Genomic DNA, 15,359 nt, shown 5'->3' with positions numbered 1-15,359 from the left:
GTTTAGCACATTCATGAGTCTTCCACAATTAGCGACACGCCGTCGATCTAGACGTGTCTTCGTTTCTCGCGTACTGTCCCACGCGTCACATCAGTATCGCTCATCTCTTTGATGGCTGAGCGCCACATCTGTGTCAGGAGCCCCCGCGGCTCCATCTCTGGGGAGGGGAATCATGAGTCCGATGCCTGCCGACGTGCCTCCGGCGCCGTCCGTGACCGCCTTCGGGATGCCGACGCTGGGCAGCGCCGGCTCTGCACCCACCACGACCACCAGGCGCGCCCGCACCTACACGGTCCGCCCGGGAGACACCGTCTACGACATCGCCGCCCGGCACGACACCACGGTGGCCACCCTCGTGCGCGCCAACGGCCTGAGCGACGGGGGTCGCTGGATCCGCCCCGGTCAGCAGCTGCGGCTCTCGGCCGGCTCCGGCGGCGGGACGGCTGCCACGCCCTCCCACGCTCCAGCGGCCGGTCGCACGGTCACGGTGCGACCGGGGGACACCCTGTCCGGCATCGCCGCCAAGCACGGTGTCTCCGTCACCGCCCTGGCTTCCTCGAACGGCATCACCAACACCCGGATGATCTACCCGGGACAGAAGCTCACCATCAGCGGCTCGGGTCACTCCTCGTCCGGGTCTGCCACGTCCTCGGCACCCACGAGGCCGGGCACCGCGTCCACGGCATCGGGCACGGCCTCCTCCCACTCGGTGCGGGTGCGGGCCGGAGACACGCTGTACCGGATCGCGACCTCCCACGGTGTCTCGGTCGACGCGCTGATCGAGGCGAACCCCGGCATCCGTCCCCGCGCCCTGGGGGTCGGCACCACGGTGCGCATGCCCGGCGGCTCCTCCTCGCGACCGATGGACGAGCCGTACACGCAGGACACGATCGCGGACCGCTACTCCGACCGTGAGGTCGAGGACACGTTCGGCAGCTACACCTACTCCTCGAAGGTCGCGCGCTCGGCCGCGGCCAACCGTGACTACCTGGCCTCCGTGCCCGTACCCTCCAGCGACCGGATCAGGTCGATGGTCGTCGCGACGGCACGCCGCCACGGCGTCGACCCCTCGCTGATGCTGGCGCTGGCCTACCAGGAGTCGGGCTGGAACCAGCGCGCGGTCTCCCCCGCCAACGCGATCGGGGTCATGCAGGTCATCCCCTCCTCCGGGCAGTGGGCCTCCGGCCTGGTCGGGCGCGACCTCAACCTGCTCGACCCGCAGGACAACGTGACCGCCGGCGTGGTCATCATGCGCGCGCTCCAACGCTCTGCCGACAACGAGGAGCAGGCAGTCGGGGGCTACTACCAGGGGCTGGGCAGCGTCCAACGTCAGGGTCTGTTCTCGGACACCCGCGCCTACGTGAAGTCGATCACGGCGCTGCGCTCACGTCTCTAGACGCACAGCAAGATCCCAGGAATGACGGATCTGCCTTCGTAGAATCGAGCGGTGAGCACCGCCCCGCCCCTGGTCGACCAGGTCCTCGACGGACGCTACCGGGTGGATGCGCACCTCGCCGAGGGCGGCATGGCCTCGGTCTACCGCGGCCACGACCTGCGGCTGGACCGGCCGATCGCGCTGAAGGTCATGCGGCCCGACCTGGCCCGTGACACCGAGTTCGTGGCGCGCTTCCAGCGCGAGGCGCGCAGCGCCGCCAAGCTGTCCCACCCGCACGTCGTCTCGGTCTACGACCAGGGCGAGGACGACGGGCTGGTGTACCTGGCCATGGAGCTGGTCACCGGGCACAACCTGCGCGAGATCATCCACCATGACGCCCCACTGACCCTGCGGCGCGCCGTGGCCATCACCGACCAGATCCTCGCCGCTCTGAGCGCGGCCCACCGCGCCGGGTTCGTCCACCGGGACATCAAGCCCGAGAACGTGCTGACCGACGCCGACGGGAACGTCAAGGTGGCCGACTTCGGGCTGGCCAGAGCGGTCACGGCCGGGACGTCCAGCCGCACCAGTGACGTGATGTGGGGCACCACGGCATACCTGTCACCGGAGCAGGTGCAGCGCGGCGCGGCCGACGCCCGGACCGACGTCTACGCCGTGGGCCTGCTGCTCTACGAGCTGCTGACCGGGCGCAAGGCGTTCGACGGGGCCTCGGCCATCCACGTCGCGTTCCGGCACGTCCACGAGAACGTCCCCCCTGTAGCCGACCTGGTGCCCGAGACTCCCCTCGGGATCGACGCCCTGATCGCCGGCGCTACCGCCACGGACCCGGCGGAACGTCCCCAGGATGCCGGGCTGCTCCGGGAGAGACTGACCGCCACCGTGGCCGAGCTGTCCGAAGCCGAGCTGGACATCGGTGGCACACGCTCGTCACCGCTGGGCTCGCAGGGCCAGCCCCAGGAGGAGGCCACCCGCCCCGTACACCACGCCACCGCGGTCGTCAGTGCGGCCGGCGGTGGGAGCGAGGCTACCTACGCCCGGACCAACGGTGGCGGGCGTCGGCGCTCGGCGGCCCCCACCTCGAGCGAGCGCGCAGCGCGCTCCCGGCTCAGACGCCGCGTGGCGTCCGCGGTGGTGCTCGTCCTGCTTCTGCTCGGCTCGGGCGGCGCCGCCGCGGCGTGGTACTTCACCACCGGGCCGGGTACCTACTCGGCCATGCCCGACGTGGTCGGCATGCCCGAAGAGCGTGCGGTGCGCGCCGTCGAGGATGCCAACCTGCGCGCCGAGGTGAGCAGGGTCTACTCCGAGACCGCGGACGAGACGGACGTCGTCGCCGCGTCCGAGGAGGCCGGCGCGTCGGTGCGCCACGGCACCACTGTGGAGCTCGACGTCTCGCGGGGGCCGGAGCGCTACGCCGTGCCCGAGCTGGTCGGGATGACGGTGGCCGAGGCCACCGAGGAGCTGGAGGCGACTTCGCTGGCGGTCGGTCAGGTCAGTGAGGCCTACGACGGCGACGTGGACCAGGGGCAGGTCGTCAGCTCCTCCCCCGCACCTGGTGACGAGGAGGTTGCCCCGGACACCACGGTCGACCTCGTGGTCAGTGCTGGTCCGGAGCCGGTCGACATTCCGGATGTGACCGGCTCGACCGAGGACGAAGCCGTCCAGGAGCTCGTCGATGCCGGTTTCGAGGTCGAGACGGACGCACGTGGAGTGAACGACCCTGACATCGAGGAGGGGTCGGTGGTCGGCCAGGAGCCCTCCTCCGGTCAGGCTCTGCCCGGGGAGACGGTCCGGCTCACCCTGTCCGACGGGCCGGCCCAGGTGGTGGTTCCGCGCGTGATCGGCATGCCGTTCGACGAGGCCGAACGTCTGCTGAAGGACCTGGGCCTGCAGGTGCGTAAGCAGGACAACGCCCTCGAGCTCATCGGTACCGTCCGGCAGCAGAGCGTCGAGGGCGGTGAGAAGGTGCCCGAGGGCAGCGAGGTGGTGCTCACGGTCATCTGAGCCCGGCCACCTGAGGTCGGCCCGCTGAGCCCTCCTGGTCAGCCGCCGCCAGGGGGAGCCGCTGCCAGCTCGGCCAGCACCCCGGCCGCCTGTTCGCTGGCGTGCGGTGTGATGTCGCGGTGCCAGACGAACCTCGCGTGGGCACCGTCGGTGGCAAAGCCGAGCACACCCCGGCGAGCGGCAGCCGCCACGTAGTCCGCACTCGCCCACCCCGTGGCGCCCACACGCAGCACGACGATGTTGGTGTGGACCTCGCTGGGATCCACCATCTCCGGTGCCGAACCGGCGACCCTCTGGGCCGCCTGATGGGCGAGCTCGTGGTCACGGCCCAGATCCGCCAGCTGGTGCCGGAGCGCGTACAACCCCGCGGCGGCCAGCACCCCGACCTGACGCATCCCGGCGCCCCAGCGCTTGCGCCACACCCGGGCCGTCGCGATGGCGTCCGCTGACCCCGCCAGCAGCGAGCCGACCGGTGCGCCCAGGCCCTTGCTCAGGCAGACCGCGACGGTCTGGGCGCATGCCGCGTAGTCCGCGAGCGGCACCCCCGTGGCGACGTGGGCGTTCCACAGACGAGCACCGTCCAGGTGTACGGCGGCGCCGTGACGGTGGGCCAGGTCGGCGACCTCGCGCATGGTTTCCAGGGACTGGATGGTGCCGCCACCGAAGTTGTGCGTGTTCTCCACGACGACACACCGCGTGGCCACGAGGTAAGGGCTGGTGGCCGGCGCGATCAGCGAGGCCACGGCGGAGGTCTCCAGGCGACCCCGGTGGGCCGACCAGCTGCGCGTGGTGACGCCCGAGAGCGCGGCGGCCGCTCCCATCTCGGCCCGCAGCACGTGCGACTGCGAGTCGGCGATCAGCTCCGAGCCCGGGGCGACGTGCTCGCGCACCCCCAGCTGACCGGCCATGGTGCCGGTCGGGGTGAACAGGGCCGCCTCCTTGCCGAGCAGGTGCGCCACGTGCTCCTCCAGCCGCGCGACGGTGGGGTCCTCGCCGTAGACGTCGTCCCCGACCTCGGCCGCGGCCATCGCCTCACGCATCGCCGGAGTCGGCGTGGTCAGAGTGTCCGACCGTAGGTCGGCCAGGATGTTCAACGAGCGCCCTGCTCCAGCATCTCGGCGACCTGGAAGGCCAGCTCCAGGGACTGCTGATGGTTCATCCGCGGGTCGCAGAGGGTCTCGTAGCGCAGCCCGAGATCCTCCACGTCGACCGGGTGCGACCCGCCGACGCACTCGGTCACGTCGTTGCCCGTGAGCTCCACGTGGATGCCGCCGGGCCAGGTGCCGACCTGCCGGTGCGCGCCGAAGAAGCCGCGCACCTCGCCGACCACGTCCTCGAAGTGACGGGTCTTGTACCCACCGGGGGAGGTGTAGGTGTTGCCATGCATGGGGTCGCACACCCAGGTGACCCCCTCGGCCTCGGACCGCACCGACTCCAGCAAGGGGGGCAGCAGATCCTCGATGCGCCCGGAGCCCATCCGGGTGATGAAGGTCAGACGCCCCGGGGTGCGGTGCGGGTCCAAGGTGTCGATCAGGCGCAGCAGGTCATCGCGGGTGGCGGTGGGTCCCACCTTCACCCCGATGGGGTTGTGCACGCGGGAGACGAAGTCGATGTGGGCCTCGTCCAGGTCGCGGGTGCGCTCGCCCACCCAGACGAAGTGCCCGGAGGTGGTGTAGGGCCGGCCGGTACGCGAGTCGCGCCGCACCATCGCCCGCTCGTAGTCCAGCACCAGGGCCTCATGGCTGGAGTACAGCTCCACTCGCCGCATCTGCTCGGCGTCGGCCACGCCGGAGGCCTCGAGGAAGCGCACGGCGCGGTCGATCTCGGACGCCATCGCCTCGTACTTGGCCTGCGCCGGGCCGGAGAGGAAGCCCTTGTTCCACATGTGCACGCTGCGCAGGTCGGCGAAGCCGCCCTCGGTGAAGGCACGGACCAGGTTCAGCGTGGCCGAGCTGGCGTGGTAGGCCCGCAGCAGCCGGTCGGGGTCGTGGCGACGGGCCGCCTCGGTGAACTCGAACCCGTTGACCATGTCGCCCCGGTAGGCCGGCAGCGTGACGCCGTCGCGGGTCTCCTCGTCCGCGGAGCGCGGCTTGGCGAACTGCCCCGCGATCCGGCCGATCTTGACGATCGGCATCCCGGCCCCGTAGGTCAGCACCACGGCCATCTGCAGAATCGTCTTGATGCGGTCCCGGATGTTGGGCCCGGTCACCCCCGACAGCGTCTCGGCACAGTCGCCGCCCTGCAGCACGAAGGCCTCCCCCGCGGCCGCCAGAGCCAGCCGGTCGCGCAACATGTCGCACTCACCGGCGAAGACCAGCGGCGGATAGTTCGACAGGGTCGTCAACACCTCGGCCAGGGCGGCAGGGTCGGACCACGTCGGCTGCTGGCGGGCGCGCTTGTCCGGCCAGTCGAGCACGTGACCCACGGGGACAGCGGTGACATCGGAGGGCACCGACCCATCGTAGAAGGGTCGCGGGGGTGCTGAGGTCATGCCCCGTCAGGTCTCCCGCCGTGACCCCTGGTCTCCGACCCGCTCGCTGCCTCACCGCGCTCGCGCTCCTCATGCTGACCCGCCTGCTCCGCTGCGTCGGGCTCCTGCGTCGCCTCGCCCCCGTTGCGGCGCATCCGCTCCGAGAAGCCGGCGGCGGCGTCGACCGTACGCCCGCGCATCTGGTCACCGGCCCGCCCGACACTGGCCCTTGCGTCCCCGACCCTGGCCTTGGTCTCCTCGACCGCCGCTCGGGTGGCGGCGCTCTTGCGCGCCCGGTTCTCCGCGCTGATCCGCTGCTTGACCACGGAGGCGTACTCGTCCACGTACTCCTGCCCGGACAGCCGCGCCAGCGACCCCATCACCTCGTCGGTGATGCTGCGCAGCACCGACCGGTCCTCCTCCTGACCCGCGTAGCGGGAGAAGTCCAGCGGGGCGCCGATGCGCACCCCCACCTGGTGCAGGTTCGGGATCTTCTGGCCCGTCGGCTGTGCCTTGTCGGTGTCGACCATGGCCACCGGAATGATCGGGACACCAGCCTCGACCGCCAGGCGAGCCATGCCGGTCTTGCCGCGGTACAGCCGCCCGTCCGGGGACCGGGTCCCCTCCGGGTAGATGCCGAAGAGCTCACCACGGCGCAGGACCTTCAGCCCCTGGAGCATCGCGGTCATGCTGGCCTGCCCGCCGGCCCGGTCGATCGGGATCTGGCCGGTGGCGGTGAAGAAGGTCCGGATGGCCCACCCCTTCACACCCGTCCCCGTGAAGTACTCCTTCTTGGCCGGGAAGGTGATCCGGCGCGCGACCATCAGCGGCAGGAAGATGGAGTCGGAGAACGAGAGGTGGTTGCTCGCCAGAATGGCCCCGCCCCGAGCGGGGATGTGGTGCTCGCCCTGGACCCAGGGCCGGAACAGGACCCGCAGGATCGGGCCCAGCACGATGGTCTTGAGTACCCAGTACACCATGTCGGCCTCCTCGCCTGCTGCTGGCGCAGCCTAGTGCACGCCGGCAGGCGCAGAGGCGCCGTGGCAGGATCGTGTCATGGGCACCGATCACCGCCACGCTCATGCTGAGTCCGATGAGTGAGCCTGATGAGTGAGCCGGGCGGCACGGGCCCCGAACGAGACCGAGACGAGATCGACCGGCGTTTCGAGCAGATGGTCTCCTCCTGGCGGACGGGCGAACCTGCGGACGAGGCCGAGGAGCACTTCGTTCCCGGCCCCACCGAGCCTCTGCCGGCGGGGGACCTGCATTTCTGGTCCATCCTGCTCGGACTGACCGCGGGGCCGCTGTTGCTGTTGCTCAGCGCCGGGCTCTCGCTGCTACCCGCCGTCCCCTGGGCCCTGCTCGGGACGGCGTCGAGCGTGGCCGGCTTCGTCCTGTTGGTCCTGCGCTCACCTCGGCGTCGCGGGGAGGACGACGGCTCCGGGGCCCGGGTCTAGGTGCGCGCTACCCGGCCCACCGGGCGAGGTCGGCGGCACCCACCAGACCGGCTCCGGGGCCCACGGCTCCCGCCACGAGCGCCGGGCACTCCCGGTAGCCCCGACCACTGAGGGTGCTCCCCAGCGCAGCCCTGGCCGGCTCCAGGAGAAGCTCGCCCGCCTGGGCGACCCCGCCGCCGACCACGACGACGCCGGGGTCCAGCGCCGCCACCAGGTCGGCTACTCCGCGCCCGAGCCATGTCCCGACCGCAGCGAAGACCTCTCCGGCCAGCGGGTCGCCGGTCTGAGCCAGCAGACTCACGCGCTCCCCCGTCACCGCCGCGGGGTCACCCATCCCCGCTCGCACCCAGGCGCTCACCGGCCCGGATCTCCTCTGCAGCCGCGCGCGAGCCTCCCAGCGCACGGCCGCCCCGCTGGCGTACTGCTCCCAGCAGCCGTGGTTGCCGCACTCGCACGGTCGACCGGAGGGGACGGCGACCATGTGCCCGAACTCGCCGGCCATACCCTGGGCTCCCCGCTCCAGGCGCCCCTGGTAGACCAGCCCGCCCCCGATGCCAGTGCCCACGGTGACCATGAGCACGCGTGGCTCATCCTGCGCGGCACCGAAGCGGTACTCGGCCCACGCTGCCGCGTTGGCGTCGTTCTCCAGGTGCACCGGCCTGCCCAGACGCGCCTCCAGCCGGTCGGCCAGGGGCTCCTCGCGCCAGCTGACGTGCGGAGCGAAACGCACCACCCGGCCGGCGGCGTTCACGAAGCCTGCCGCACCGACGCCGACCGGGGCGCGGGAGTCGACGCGCAGCTCACCGACCGCGGCGACGATGGCGTCCTCGACGTCGCGGGGCGGGGCTGTCCGAGGGGGCGTGGGTCGCTGCACTTGCTCGTGCACGACACCTTGGCCGTCGACCCGACCGGCGGCGATCTTCGTCCCCCCGATATCCACCCCGACGGCGTCGTCGGACGGGCGAAGCGTGAGGTCCTCGCTATCCGGCACGTACCGAGGCGAGGTCGGCCGCGCCGATCATCCCGGCGTCGTTGCCCAGCTCGGCGAGCACCAGGGGCGGGGTCGGCCGGTGGCTGCGGGCCGTGAGGTTCCGCGCGAAGGCCTGACGTGCCGGCCCCAGGACCAGGTCCCCCGCGGCGGCCACGCCGCCGCCGACGACGATCACCTCCGGGTCGAGCACCGCCACGAGAGAGGCGATACCCATGCCGGTCCACCGGCCGATGTCCTCGAGCAGCTCGACCGCCGCCGCGTCGCCGTCGAACGCCGTCTCGGTGACCATGACACCGTCCAGCTCGTCCGGGTCGCCCCCGCAGCGCTCTCGCAGCGTCTTCGCGTAGCTGGTGTCCACCCGGACGACCTCGCGGGCGTCGCGGACGAGCGCAGAGCCGCTGGCGTACTGCTCCCAGCAGCCGCGGTTGCCGCACCCGCACAGATGACCGTCCGGAACCACACGCAGGTGACCGATCTCGGCGGCCATACCCTGTGACCCCCGCAGCAGCTGGTGGCGGTCGATGATCCCCCCTCCCACCCCTGTGCCCAGGGTCACCATGATCATGTGGTCGGCGTCGCGGGCCGCGCCGAACCGGAACTCGCCCCAGGCCGCGGCGTTGGCGTCGTTCTCCAGGACCACCGGTATGTCGGTGCGTTCCTTGATCCGGGCTGCCAACGGCTCGTCGCGCCAGGCGAGGTTGGGAGCGAAGACGACGTTCGCGCCCTCGGCGTCGACGAAGCCAGCGCAGGCGAGACCGACACCGGCGATCTCCTCCCCGTTGTCCTCGGCCCGGTCGCGTAGCTCGTCCGCAATGTCGGCGATGGCGTCCGCGATCGCATCAACGTCCTGCGCAGGCGTCTCGCGCAGGGCCCGTCCGGCGACGACTCCCTCCTCGTCGACCGCGGCCGCGGCGATCTTGGTCCCTCCGACATCCACGCCGATGTTCAGTGTCACGACACTCGCCTTCCTCGTCCGCCTGCCTTGGCGAACGAGGAAACCCTACCCGTGAACGCGGCCGTACCGCCTTCTACACGGGACCGGCACGACCTCGCGCTAGCATGACGCATCGTGAACACGCCGAGTCAGCCGCAGGAGGCCTGATCGTGCAGGACATCGCCGTCCCCCCGTTGATCCCCCGTGCCACCGACGGCAACCTCTCGGACGTGGCCGCTCATTGGGCACAGCGGGAGCCGGGCAAGGTGCTGATCCGGATCAAGGAAGGTGAGCTCTGGCGGGACGTGAGCGCCCAGGAGTTCTGGGACCAGGTGCGCGCGCTGGCCAAGGGCTTCATCGCCGCCGGGATCGAGACCGGGTCGCGCGTGGCCATCATGAGCCGGACTCGGTACGAATGGACGCTCGCCGACTTCGCCCTGTGGACGGCCGGCGCCGTCCCGGTCCCGGTCTACGAGACGTCCTCCGCCGAGCAGGTGAAGTGGATCTGCTCGGACTCCCAGGCAGTGGCGATCCTCGTGGAGAGCGGTGAGCACGCCGCCACCGTGGCGAACGTGCGTGAGGATCTGCCCGACCTGCATGACGTGTGGCAGATCGACACCGGCGCGGTCGACGAGCTGACCAGCGCCGGTGCGGAGGTCGACGACGAGGAGGTGGACCGGCGTCGCGCCGGCACCAACCGGGCCGACCTGGCCACCATCATCTACACCTCCGGCACCACCGGGCAGCCCAAGGGCTGCGAGCTGAGCCACGACAACTTCATGGCCCTTACCGAGAACACGGTGGAACGACTGAAGGACGTCGTCGCCGAACCGGGCGCCAGCACACTGGTCTTCCTACCGCTGGCTCACGTCTTCGCCCGGTTCATCGAGGTGCTCGCCCTCCAGGCCGGTTCCGCCATGGGACACACCTGCGACCCCAAGACGGTCCTGGACGACCTGGCCACCTTCCAACCGACGTACCTGCTGTCGGTGCCTCGCGTCTTCGAGAAGATCTACAACTCCTCCGAGCAGAAGGCCGAGGCCGGCGGCAAAGGGAGGATCTTCCGCTGGGCGGCCTCGGTGGCGCATCGGTGGAGCGTCGCGCAGGACACCGGGGGCGCACACCCGCTGCTCAACGCGCAGCACGCCCTGGCCGACCGGCTCGTCTACTCCAAGCTGCGACAGGCCCTCGGGGGACGGTGCAAGTACGCCGTCTCCGGCGGCGCGGCCCTCGGGGACCGCCTCGGTCACTTCTACCGCGGCGTCGGCCTCGTGGTGCTCGAGGGGTACGGGCTCACGGAGACGACCGCACCGAGCAACGTCAACACCCCGGACCTGATCAAGATCGGCACCGTAGGCCGCCCTCTGCCCGGCGTGGCGGTGAAGATCGCCGAGGACTCGGAGATCCTCATCAAGGGCAACAACGTCTTCGGCGGTTACCACAACAACCCGGAGGCGTACGAGGAGGTCATGCGGGACGGGTGGTTTCACACCGGTGACCTGGGTGAGCTGGACGACGACGGCTTCCTCAAGGTGACCGGGCGGAAGAAGGAGATCCTGGTCACGGCGGCCGGGAAGAACGTCTCGCCGGCGGTCCTGGAGGATCGTCTGCGGGCCAACCCGCTCGTCTCCCAGTGCATCGTGGTCGGCGATGGGCGGCCGTTCATCGCCGCGCTCATCACCCTGGATGAGGAGATGCTGCCGATCTGGGCCGCCAACCACGACCTCGAGGGCATCACGGTGGAGCAGGCGCGAACCCACGAAGCCGTCCGCGCCGAGGTTCAGAGCGCCGTCGACCACGCCAACCAGGCCGTGAGCCGCGCCGAGTCGATCCGCAAGTTCCACATCCTGGCCGGTGACTTCACCGAGGAGAACGGCTACCTGACGCCCTCGATCAAGCTCCGCCGCGGCCGGGTGCTGGCCGACATGGCCGACGACGTGGAGACCCTCTACACGCCGTCCTGACGCTCCGTGGCCGCTGCCTCGGTGGTCGGCTCATCGAGATCCTCGAGCCAGCGCAGCCAGTGCCGGTGCAGCCGGGAGGCGGGTCGGTCGAGTGTGGACCGGCAGGCCCGTTCCCACGAGCTGCCGGCCCGGGTCGCCGCGTACGCCTGCAGGAGGGCGCGCTCCCCGACCTCGTCGGCGAGGAACACACAGGCCAGCCATGCGGCGGCATACCTCGGCCAGGGTGAGTGGGAGGCGTCGGCCGGTGCCCGGGGCCAACCGTCGGGCGGGTCGGCCCGCAGGCGGGGCAACGCGGACCCGGCAATGCGCCCCGGGCGGTCATCGGCGCCGCGGTGAGCTGTGTACTCGGCGAGGCCCTCGGTCAGCCACCACGGCGCGGCCCGGTCGGGTCCCATGGCCAGATGAGCGATCTCGTGCGTGACCACCCCCGCCCGCCCCTCCGGGGTGAGGGCCTGCCAGGCGCTCGGGTGAAGCACCACCACCGGCTCGCGGCCTGGTCGGCGCACCGTGCTGCCGGCGTAGCCGGACGCCGAAGCCGGGTTTCCGGTCGCCTCTGCCCACTGCGACACCGAGCGCGGCAGATGCAACCGCACGGGGAGCGAGACACGGTCGCGTCCCCACAGCTGGCGGGTCCGCTCCACACCGCGCACGGCCACCGCGCGGTATGCCGCGGCCCGGGAGGGGTCCACCTGGCCGGTCACCACCACCGTCCGCCGGTCGGAGCAGCCGGTCACCCCCAGGGTGGCCCCGCCGGCCGTGGCCGCTAACGTCCAGCTCACGACGCTGCGGCGCGTCACCACGGTCACGGCCGCCGCCGCTGGGCAGCACTGTGCTGGGGCCCCGAGACCCTGGCACATTCGGCCGGAGTGAACACGCGACGAGCATACGAGCGGGTCGGATGGTTGCTGGTAGCAGCCGACGTCGCGCTCAACCCACCTGACCCCAAGGCCCTGGTGCCACCTCAGCCGTCGCGACCAGGTCCACCACGTCGAGCGGGTTGACCATCCCGGCGGCGACGAAGACGTCGACCGCGTCCCACTCGGCATCGGTGAGCGGCCGCGTCGGCCCCTCGGCCGGGCGTTCACGCACCTGAACGCCCTCGGCCTGCAGCCATGGCGCGGCCACCACCGGCACGAAGCAGCTGGCGCAGTGCTGCCCGCGCACCGGACACGTGTGGCAGTCGATGATCGTCATCGGGCTCACCTCCGTCGAAGTTCAGCGTGTCGTCACCGGTCCACCGGCGTTCCCGCCGCGTGGGCGGTCGCGTCGTCGTGCTGGTGACGTGTGCCACGGTAGGAGCAGGCACCGACACACCTGCGCGGGCACCACTTCTGTCGGGGGTCGTTCCTAGCGTGAAGGCATGCTTCAGCCCACCTTCGACGACCTGGGTACCTCGTTGGACGACGTCACCTTCGTGGTCGTGGATCTCGAGACCACGGGAGGATCGGCCTCGGAGTGCCAGATCACCGAGATCGGCGCCGTCAAGGTGCGCGGTGGGGCGGTCCTCGCCGAGTTCCAGTCCCTGGTGCGGCCCACCGTCCCCATCCCCGGTTTCATCACGGTGCTGACCGGCATCTCCTCGAGCATGGTCGCCTCGGCACCGCCCATCGAGACCGCGCTGCCTGCCTTCCTCGAGTTCGCGCGCGGCAGTGTCCTGGTGGCCCACAACGCCGCCTTCGACGTCTCGTTCCTCAAGGTCGCCGCCGGCCGGTCGGGGTACCCGTGGCCCGCGTTCGTCGTGATCGACACCGTAGCCCTGGCCCGACAGCTGGTGGGCGGCGGCGAAGCGCCCAACCATCGGCTGGCTACCCTGGCGCGCCTGTTCGGCGCCCACACCGCTCCCGACCATCGCGCGCTGCACGACGCCCGCGCCACCGTGGACGTGCTGCACGCGCTGATCGCACGCATCGGCAACCAGGGGGTCCGCACCATCGAGGAGCTGGTGAGCTACTCCAGCCGCGTCCCCAGCGCTACCCGGCGCAAGCGCTTCCTGGCCGACACCATGCCCGAGGCTCCCGGTGTCTACGTGTTCAAGGACCACGCAGGTCGGGCTCTGTACGTCGGGACCTCGGTGAACATCCGCCGTCGCACGAGAAGCTACTTCACCGCCTCTGAGACCCGGCGGCGCATGCGCGACATGGTGCGCCTGGCGGAGTCGATCACCCCCGTGGTCTGCCAGACGCGGCTGGAGGCCCAGGTGCGCGAGCTGCGGCTGATCGCAGAGCACAAGCCTGCCTACAACAAGCGCTCACGGCATCCCGAGCGGGCCGTGTGGGTCAAGCTGACGCGGGAGGCCTTCCCCCGTCTGTCCATCGTGCGAGCCGCGCGCAGCGACGGCGCGGACTATGTGGGGCCCTTCGCGCGCCGCGACGAGGCACAGCTGGCCATCGCGGCCGTCCACGAGGTGGTGCCGATCCGCCAGTGCACGTCGCGGCTCAGCAAGCGCGGTGACTCCGTGCCCTGCATCCTGGAGCAGCTGGGGCGCTGTGGTGCCCCGTGCGCGGGTCGGCAGAGCATCACCGAGTACGCCGCCGTCGCCGACCAGGCACGCTCGGCACTCGTGGGCAACGGCGAACAGGTGGTGCTGCGACTGCGAGCTCGGATGGAGGGCCTCGCCGCGGCGCAACGCTACGAGGAGGCCGCGACCACACGGGACCGGGCGGCCGCGCTGATGACGGGGGCCGCCCGCACCCAGCGGCTGCGACCGGTCTGCGCCAGCCCCGAGATCGTGGCCGCTCGTCGCCACCCCGAGGGCGGCTGGGAGGTGGTCTGTGTGCGCTACGGCCGGCTCGCCGGCGTCTGCCGGACCACCCCCGGCCGTGACCCGATGCCGCAGATCGAGGCGCTGCGGCGCAGCGCCGAGGCGGTCCCCGACCCGGGAGCGGTCGGTGGTGCTGCACTGCCGCAGGAGAGCGAGCTGATCCTGGACTGGCTGGAGACACCTGGCACCCGTTTGGTGGACGTCGAGGGTCAGTGGACCTGTCCTGTAGGGGGCGCAGCCTCCCGAACGGACAGCCCGCTCTTGGGCGCCCCACCGGTGTCCCGGGAAGAGCTCACGACCACGTCTGGGTAGCCTCGACCCACTTCTCGAGCGTGGCCTGCGCCCGCCCTTCGTCGATGGACGTTCGAGCGCGTGCGATGCCGTCGGCCCACCGCGCGTGCAGCTCCTCCGCGTCCACCGGCCGCTCGGTGTCCTCGGTCTGCAGGGCGAGAGCCAGTCCTGCATTGAGGACGACTGCGTCGCGGACCGGCCCGGGCTGGCCGCCGCAGACCGACCGTGCCACGTCGGCGTTGGCCATCGGGTCCGCGCCGCGCAGCTCGTCGACGGGACGGTAGTCGAAACCGACCCGGCGAGGGTCCAGCCTGACCGGGGCCACCCCCGAGGGCGTGACCCACCAGGCCGAGGTGGTCGTCGCCGGCGTGACCTCGTCCAACCCGTCGTCGCCGCGGAAGACCACCGCGCGACGACCCCTTTCGGCGAAGACCCCCGCCATGATGGGAGCCATCCTCGCCGACCCCACGCCCACCGCCGAGAACCCCGGTTGTGCCGGGTTGGTCAGGGGCCCGAGGAAGTTGAACGCCGTGACGATGCCCATGGCCCCGCGCACGGGCGCCACGTGGCGCATCGCCGGGTGGAAGGTGCGGGCGAAGCAGAAGGTGATGCCGCAACGGCGCGCCACCTCGGCCACCTGCTCGGCGGTCAGGTCGACGGCGACACCCAGGCGCTCGAGCACGTCCGCCGAACCGGCCGGCGACGAGGCGGCGCGGTTGCCGTGCTTGATCACCGTGCTACCTGCTCCCGCGGCCACCACCGAGGCCATGGTGGAGACGTTCACCGTAGCGAAGCCATCCCCTCCCGTTCCGACGATGTCCAGAGCCTGGTCGGCCAGCTCGGGGGCCGCGAACGGCTCGGCGTGCGCCAGCATCCGCTCCGACATCACCCGCAGCTCGGTGATGCTCTCCCCCTTGGCCCTGAGTGCCACCAGGAAGCCGGCCAGGGCTGCTTGCGTGGCCAAGCCCTCCATGGCCCGGTCCATGACCTCCCGGATGTACTCCTCGGGCAGGTCCTCCCCGCGGATCAGCCGTTCGGTGACCTGGGCCCAGGTTGGTGCGGGGGCCTGACTCGAGCCGGTCACCGTGGGGCGA

At 71.4% G+C, this 15,359-nt stretch carries 13 protein-coding genes; 5 read left to right on the top strand and 8 right to left on the bottom strand.

The genetic code is table 11. From position 1 onward, the window contains the following. Positions 1 to 172: 172 nt before the first annotated feature. Entirely contained in the window at positions 173 to 1,396 is a 1,224-nt protein-coding gene (locus VJ976_RS06910) for a LysM peptidoglycan-binding domain-containing protein (RefSeq protein ID WP_324099387.1), read from the top strand. A gap of 51 nt (positions 1,397 to 1,447) precedes the next feature. Beyond that, positions 1,448 to 3,397: a Stk1 family PASTA domain-containing Ser/Thr kinase gene (gene pknB, locus VJ976_RS06905; protein ID WP_324099386.1), complete on the top strand. Its 1,950-nt coding sequence runs from the start codon at positions 1,448 to 1,450 to the stop codon at positions 3,395 to 3,397. Positions 3,398 to 3,435: 38 nt separating this feature from the next. Here the strand turns inward: pknB and VJ976_RS06900 are convergent, their stop codons facing one another. From VJ976_RS06900 to VJ976_RS06890, 3 genes are read right to left on the bottom strand one after another with little or no spacing between them, the layout of a single operon-like run. Beyond that, positions 3,436 to 4,491, bottom strand: coding sequence for a threonine aldolase family protein (locus VJ976_RS06900; protein WP_324099385.1), 1,056 nt, complete (start codon positions 4,489 to 4,491; stop codon positions 3,436 to 3,438). After that, positions 4,488 to 5,888, bottom strand: a complete 1,401-nt coding sequence (locus VJ976_RS06895) for a class II 3-deoxy-7-phosphoheptulonate synthase (protein WP_414693584.1) — start codon at positions 5,886 to 5,888, stop codon at positions 4,488 to 4,490. Before VJ976_RS06895 ends, VJ976_RS06900 begins: the two co-directional genes overlap by 4 nt. Continuing rightward, positions 5,885 to 6,847, bottom strand: coding sequence for a lysophospholipid acyltransferase family protein (locus VJ976_RS06890; protein WP_324099383.1), 963 nt, complete (start codon positions 6,845 to 6,847; stop codon positions 5,885 to 5,887). The genes VJ976_RS06895 and VJ976_RS06890 overlap by 4 nt, the downstream gene beginning before the upstream one ends. A 126-nt stretch (positions 6,848 to 6,973) precedes the next feature. On the opposite strand from VJ976_RS06890, the gene VJ976_RS06885 reads away from it, so the two are divergent. Beyond that, positions 6,974 to 7,324, top strand: a complete 351-nt coding sequence (locus VJ976_RS06885; protein ID WP_324099382.1) for a hypothetical protein — start codon at positions 6,974 to 6,976, stop codon at positions 7,322 to 7,324. Between the two features lie 7 nt (positions 7,325 to 7,331). On the opposite strand, the gene VJ976_RS06880 is transcribed toward VJ976_RS06885, so the two are convergent. Together VJ976_RS06880 and VJ976_RS06875 are read right to left on the bottom strand one after the other, a co-directional pair. After that, positions 7,332 to 8,315 carry an ROK family protein gene (locus VJ976_RS06880; RefSeq protein ID WP_324099380.1) on the bottom strand — a complete coding sequence of 328 codons (984 nt, stop codon included), beginning with the start codon at positions 8,313 to 8,315 and terminating at the stop codon, positions 7,332 to 7,334. Then, positions 8,305 to 9,270: an ROK family glucokinase gene (locus VJ976_RS06875; protein ID WP_324099379.1), complete on the bottom strand. Its 966-nt coding sequence runs from the start codon at positions 9,268 to 9,270 to the stop codon at positions 8,305 to 8,307. The genes VJ976_RS06880 and VJ976_RS06875 overlap by 11 nt, the downstream gene beginning before the upstream one ends. Before the next feature lie 104 nt (positions 9,271 to 9,374). On the opposite strand from VJ976_RS06875, the gene VJ976_RS06870 reads away from it, so the two are divergent. Next, positions 9,375 to 11,213 (top strand): long-chain fatty acid--CoA ligase, encoded by a 1,839-nt coding sequence (locus VJ976_RS06870; protein ID WP_324099378.1) that lies wholly within the window; start codon positions 9,375 to 9,377, stop codon positions 11,211 to 11,213. Here the strand turns inward: VJ976_RS06870 and VJ976_RS06865 are convergent. Together VJ976_RS06865 and VJ976_RS06860 are read right to left on the bottom strand one after the other, a co-directional pair. Then, on the bottom strand, positions 11,198 to 11,992 hold the full coding sequence (locus tag VJ976_RS06865) for a hypothetical protein (protein WP_324099377.1): 795 nt from the start codon (positions 11,990 to 11,992) through the stop codon (positions 11,198 to 11,200). The two genes, VJ976_RS06870 and VJ976_RS06865, sit on opposite strands and share 16 nt — an antisense overlap. 148 nt (positions 11,993 to 12,140) lie before the next feature. Beyond that, entirely contained in the window at positions 12,141 to 12,407 is a 267-nt protein-coding gene (locus tag VJ976_RS06860) for a hypothetical protein (RefSeq protein ID WP_324099376.1), read from the bottom strand. A 166-nt stretch (positions 12,408 to 12,573) separates the two neighbouring features. On the opposite strand from VJ976_RS06860, the gene VJ976_RS06855 reads away from it, so the two are divergent. Further along, positions 12,574 to 14,286, top strand: a complete 1,713-nt coding sequence (locus VJ976_RS06855) for a DEDD exonuclease domain-containing protein (protein ID WP_324099375.1) — start codon at positions 12,574 to 12,576, stop codon at positions 14,284 to 14,286. Here VJ976_RS06855 and trpD read toward each other — a convergent pair. Then, positions 14,267 to 15,349 carry an anthranilate phosphoribosyltransferase gene (trpD, locus tag VJ976_RS06850; RefSeq protein ID WP_414693586.1) on the bottom strand — a complete coding sequence of 361 codons (1,083 nt, stop codon included), beginning with the start codon at positions 15,347 to 15,349 and terminating at the stop codon, positions 14,267 to 14,269. The two genes, VJ976_RS06855 and trpD, sit on opposite strands and share 20 nt — an antisense overlap. Positions 15,350 to 15,359: the final 10 nt, after the last annotated feature.

This window comes from Ornithinimicrobium sp. (assembly GCF_035267225.1).
In the GTDB taxonomy this organism is placed as follows: domain Bacteria; phylum Actinomycetota; class Actinomycetes; order Actinomycetales; family Dermatophilaceae; genus Ornithinicoccus.
This window is presented reverse-complemented; position numbering and strand designations above follow the sequence as displayed.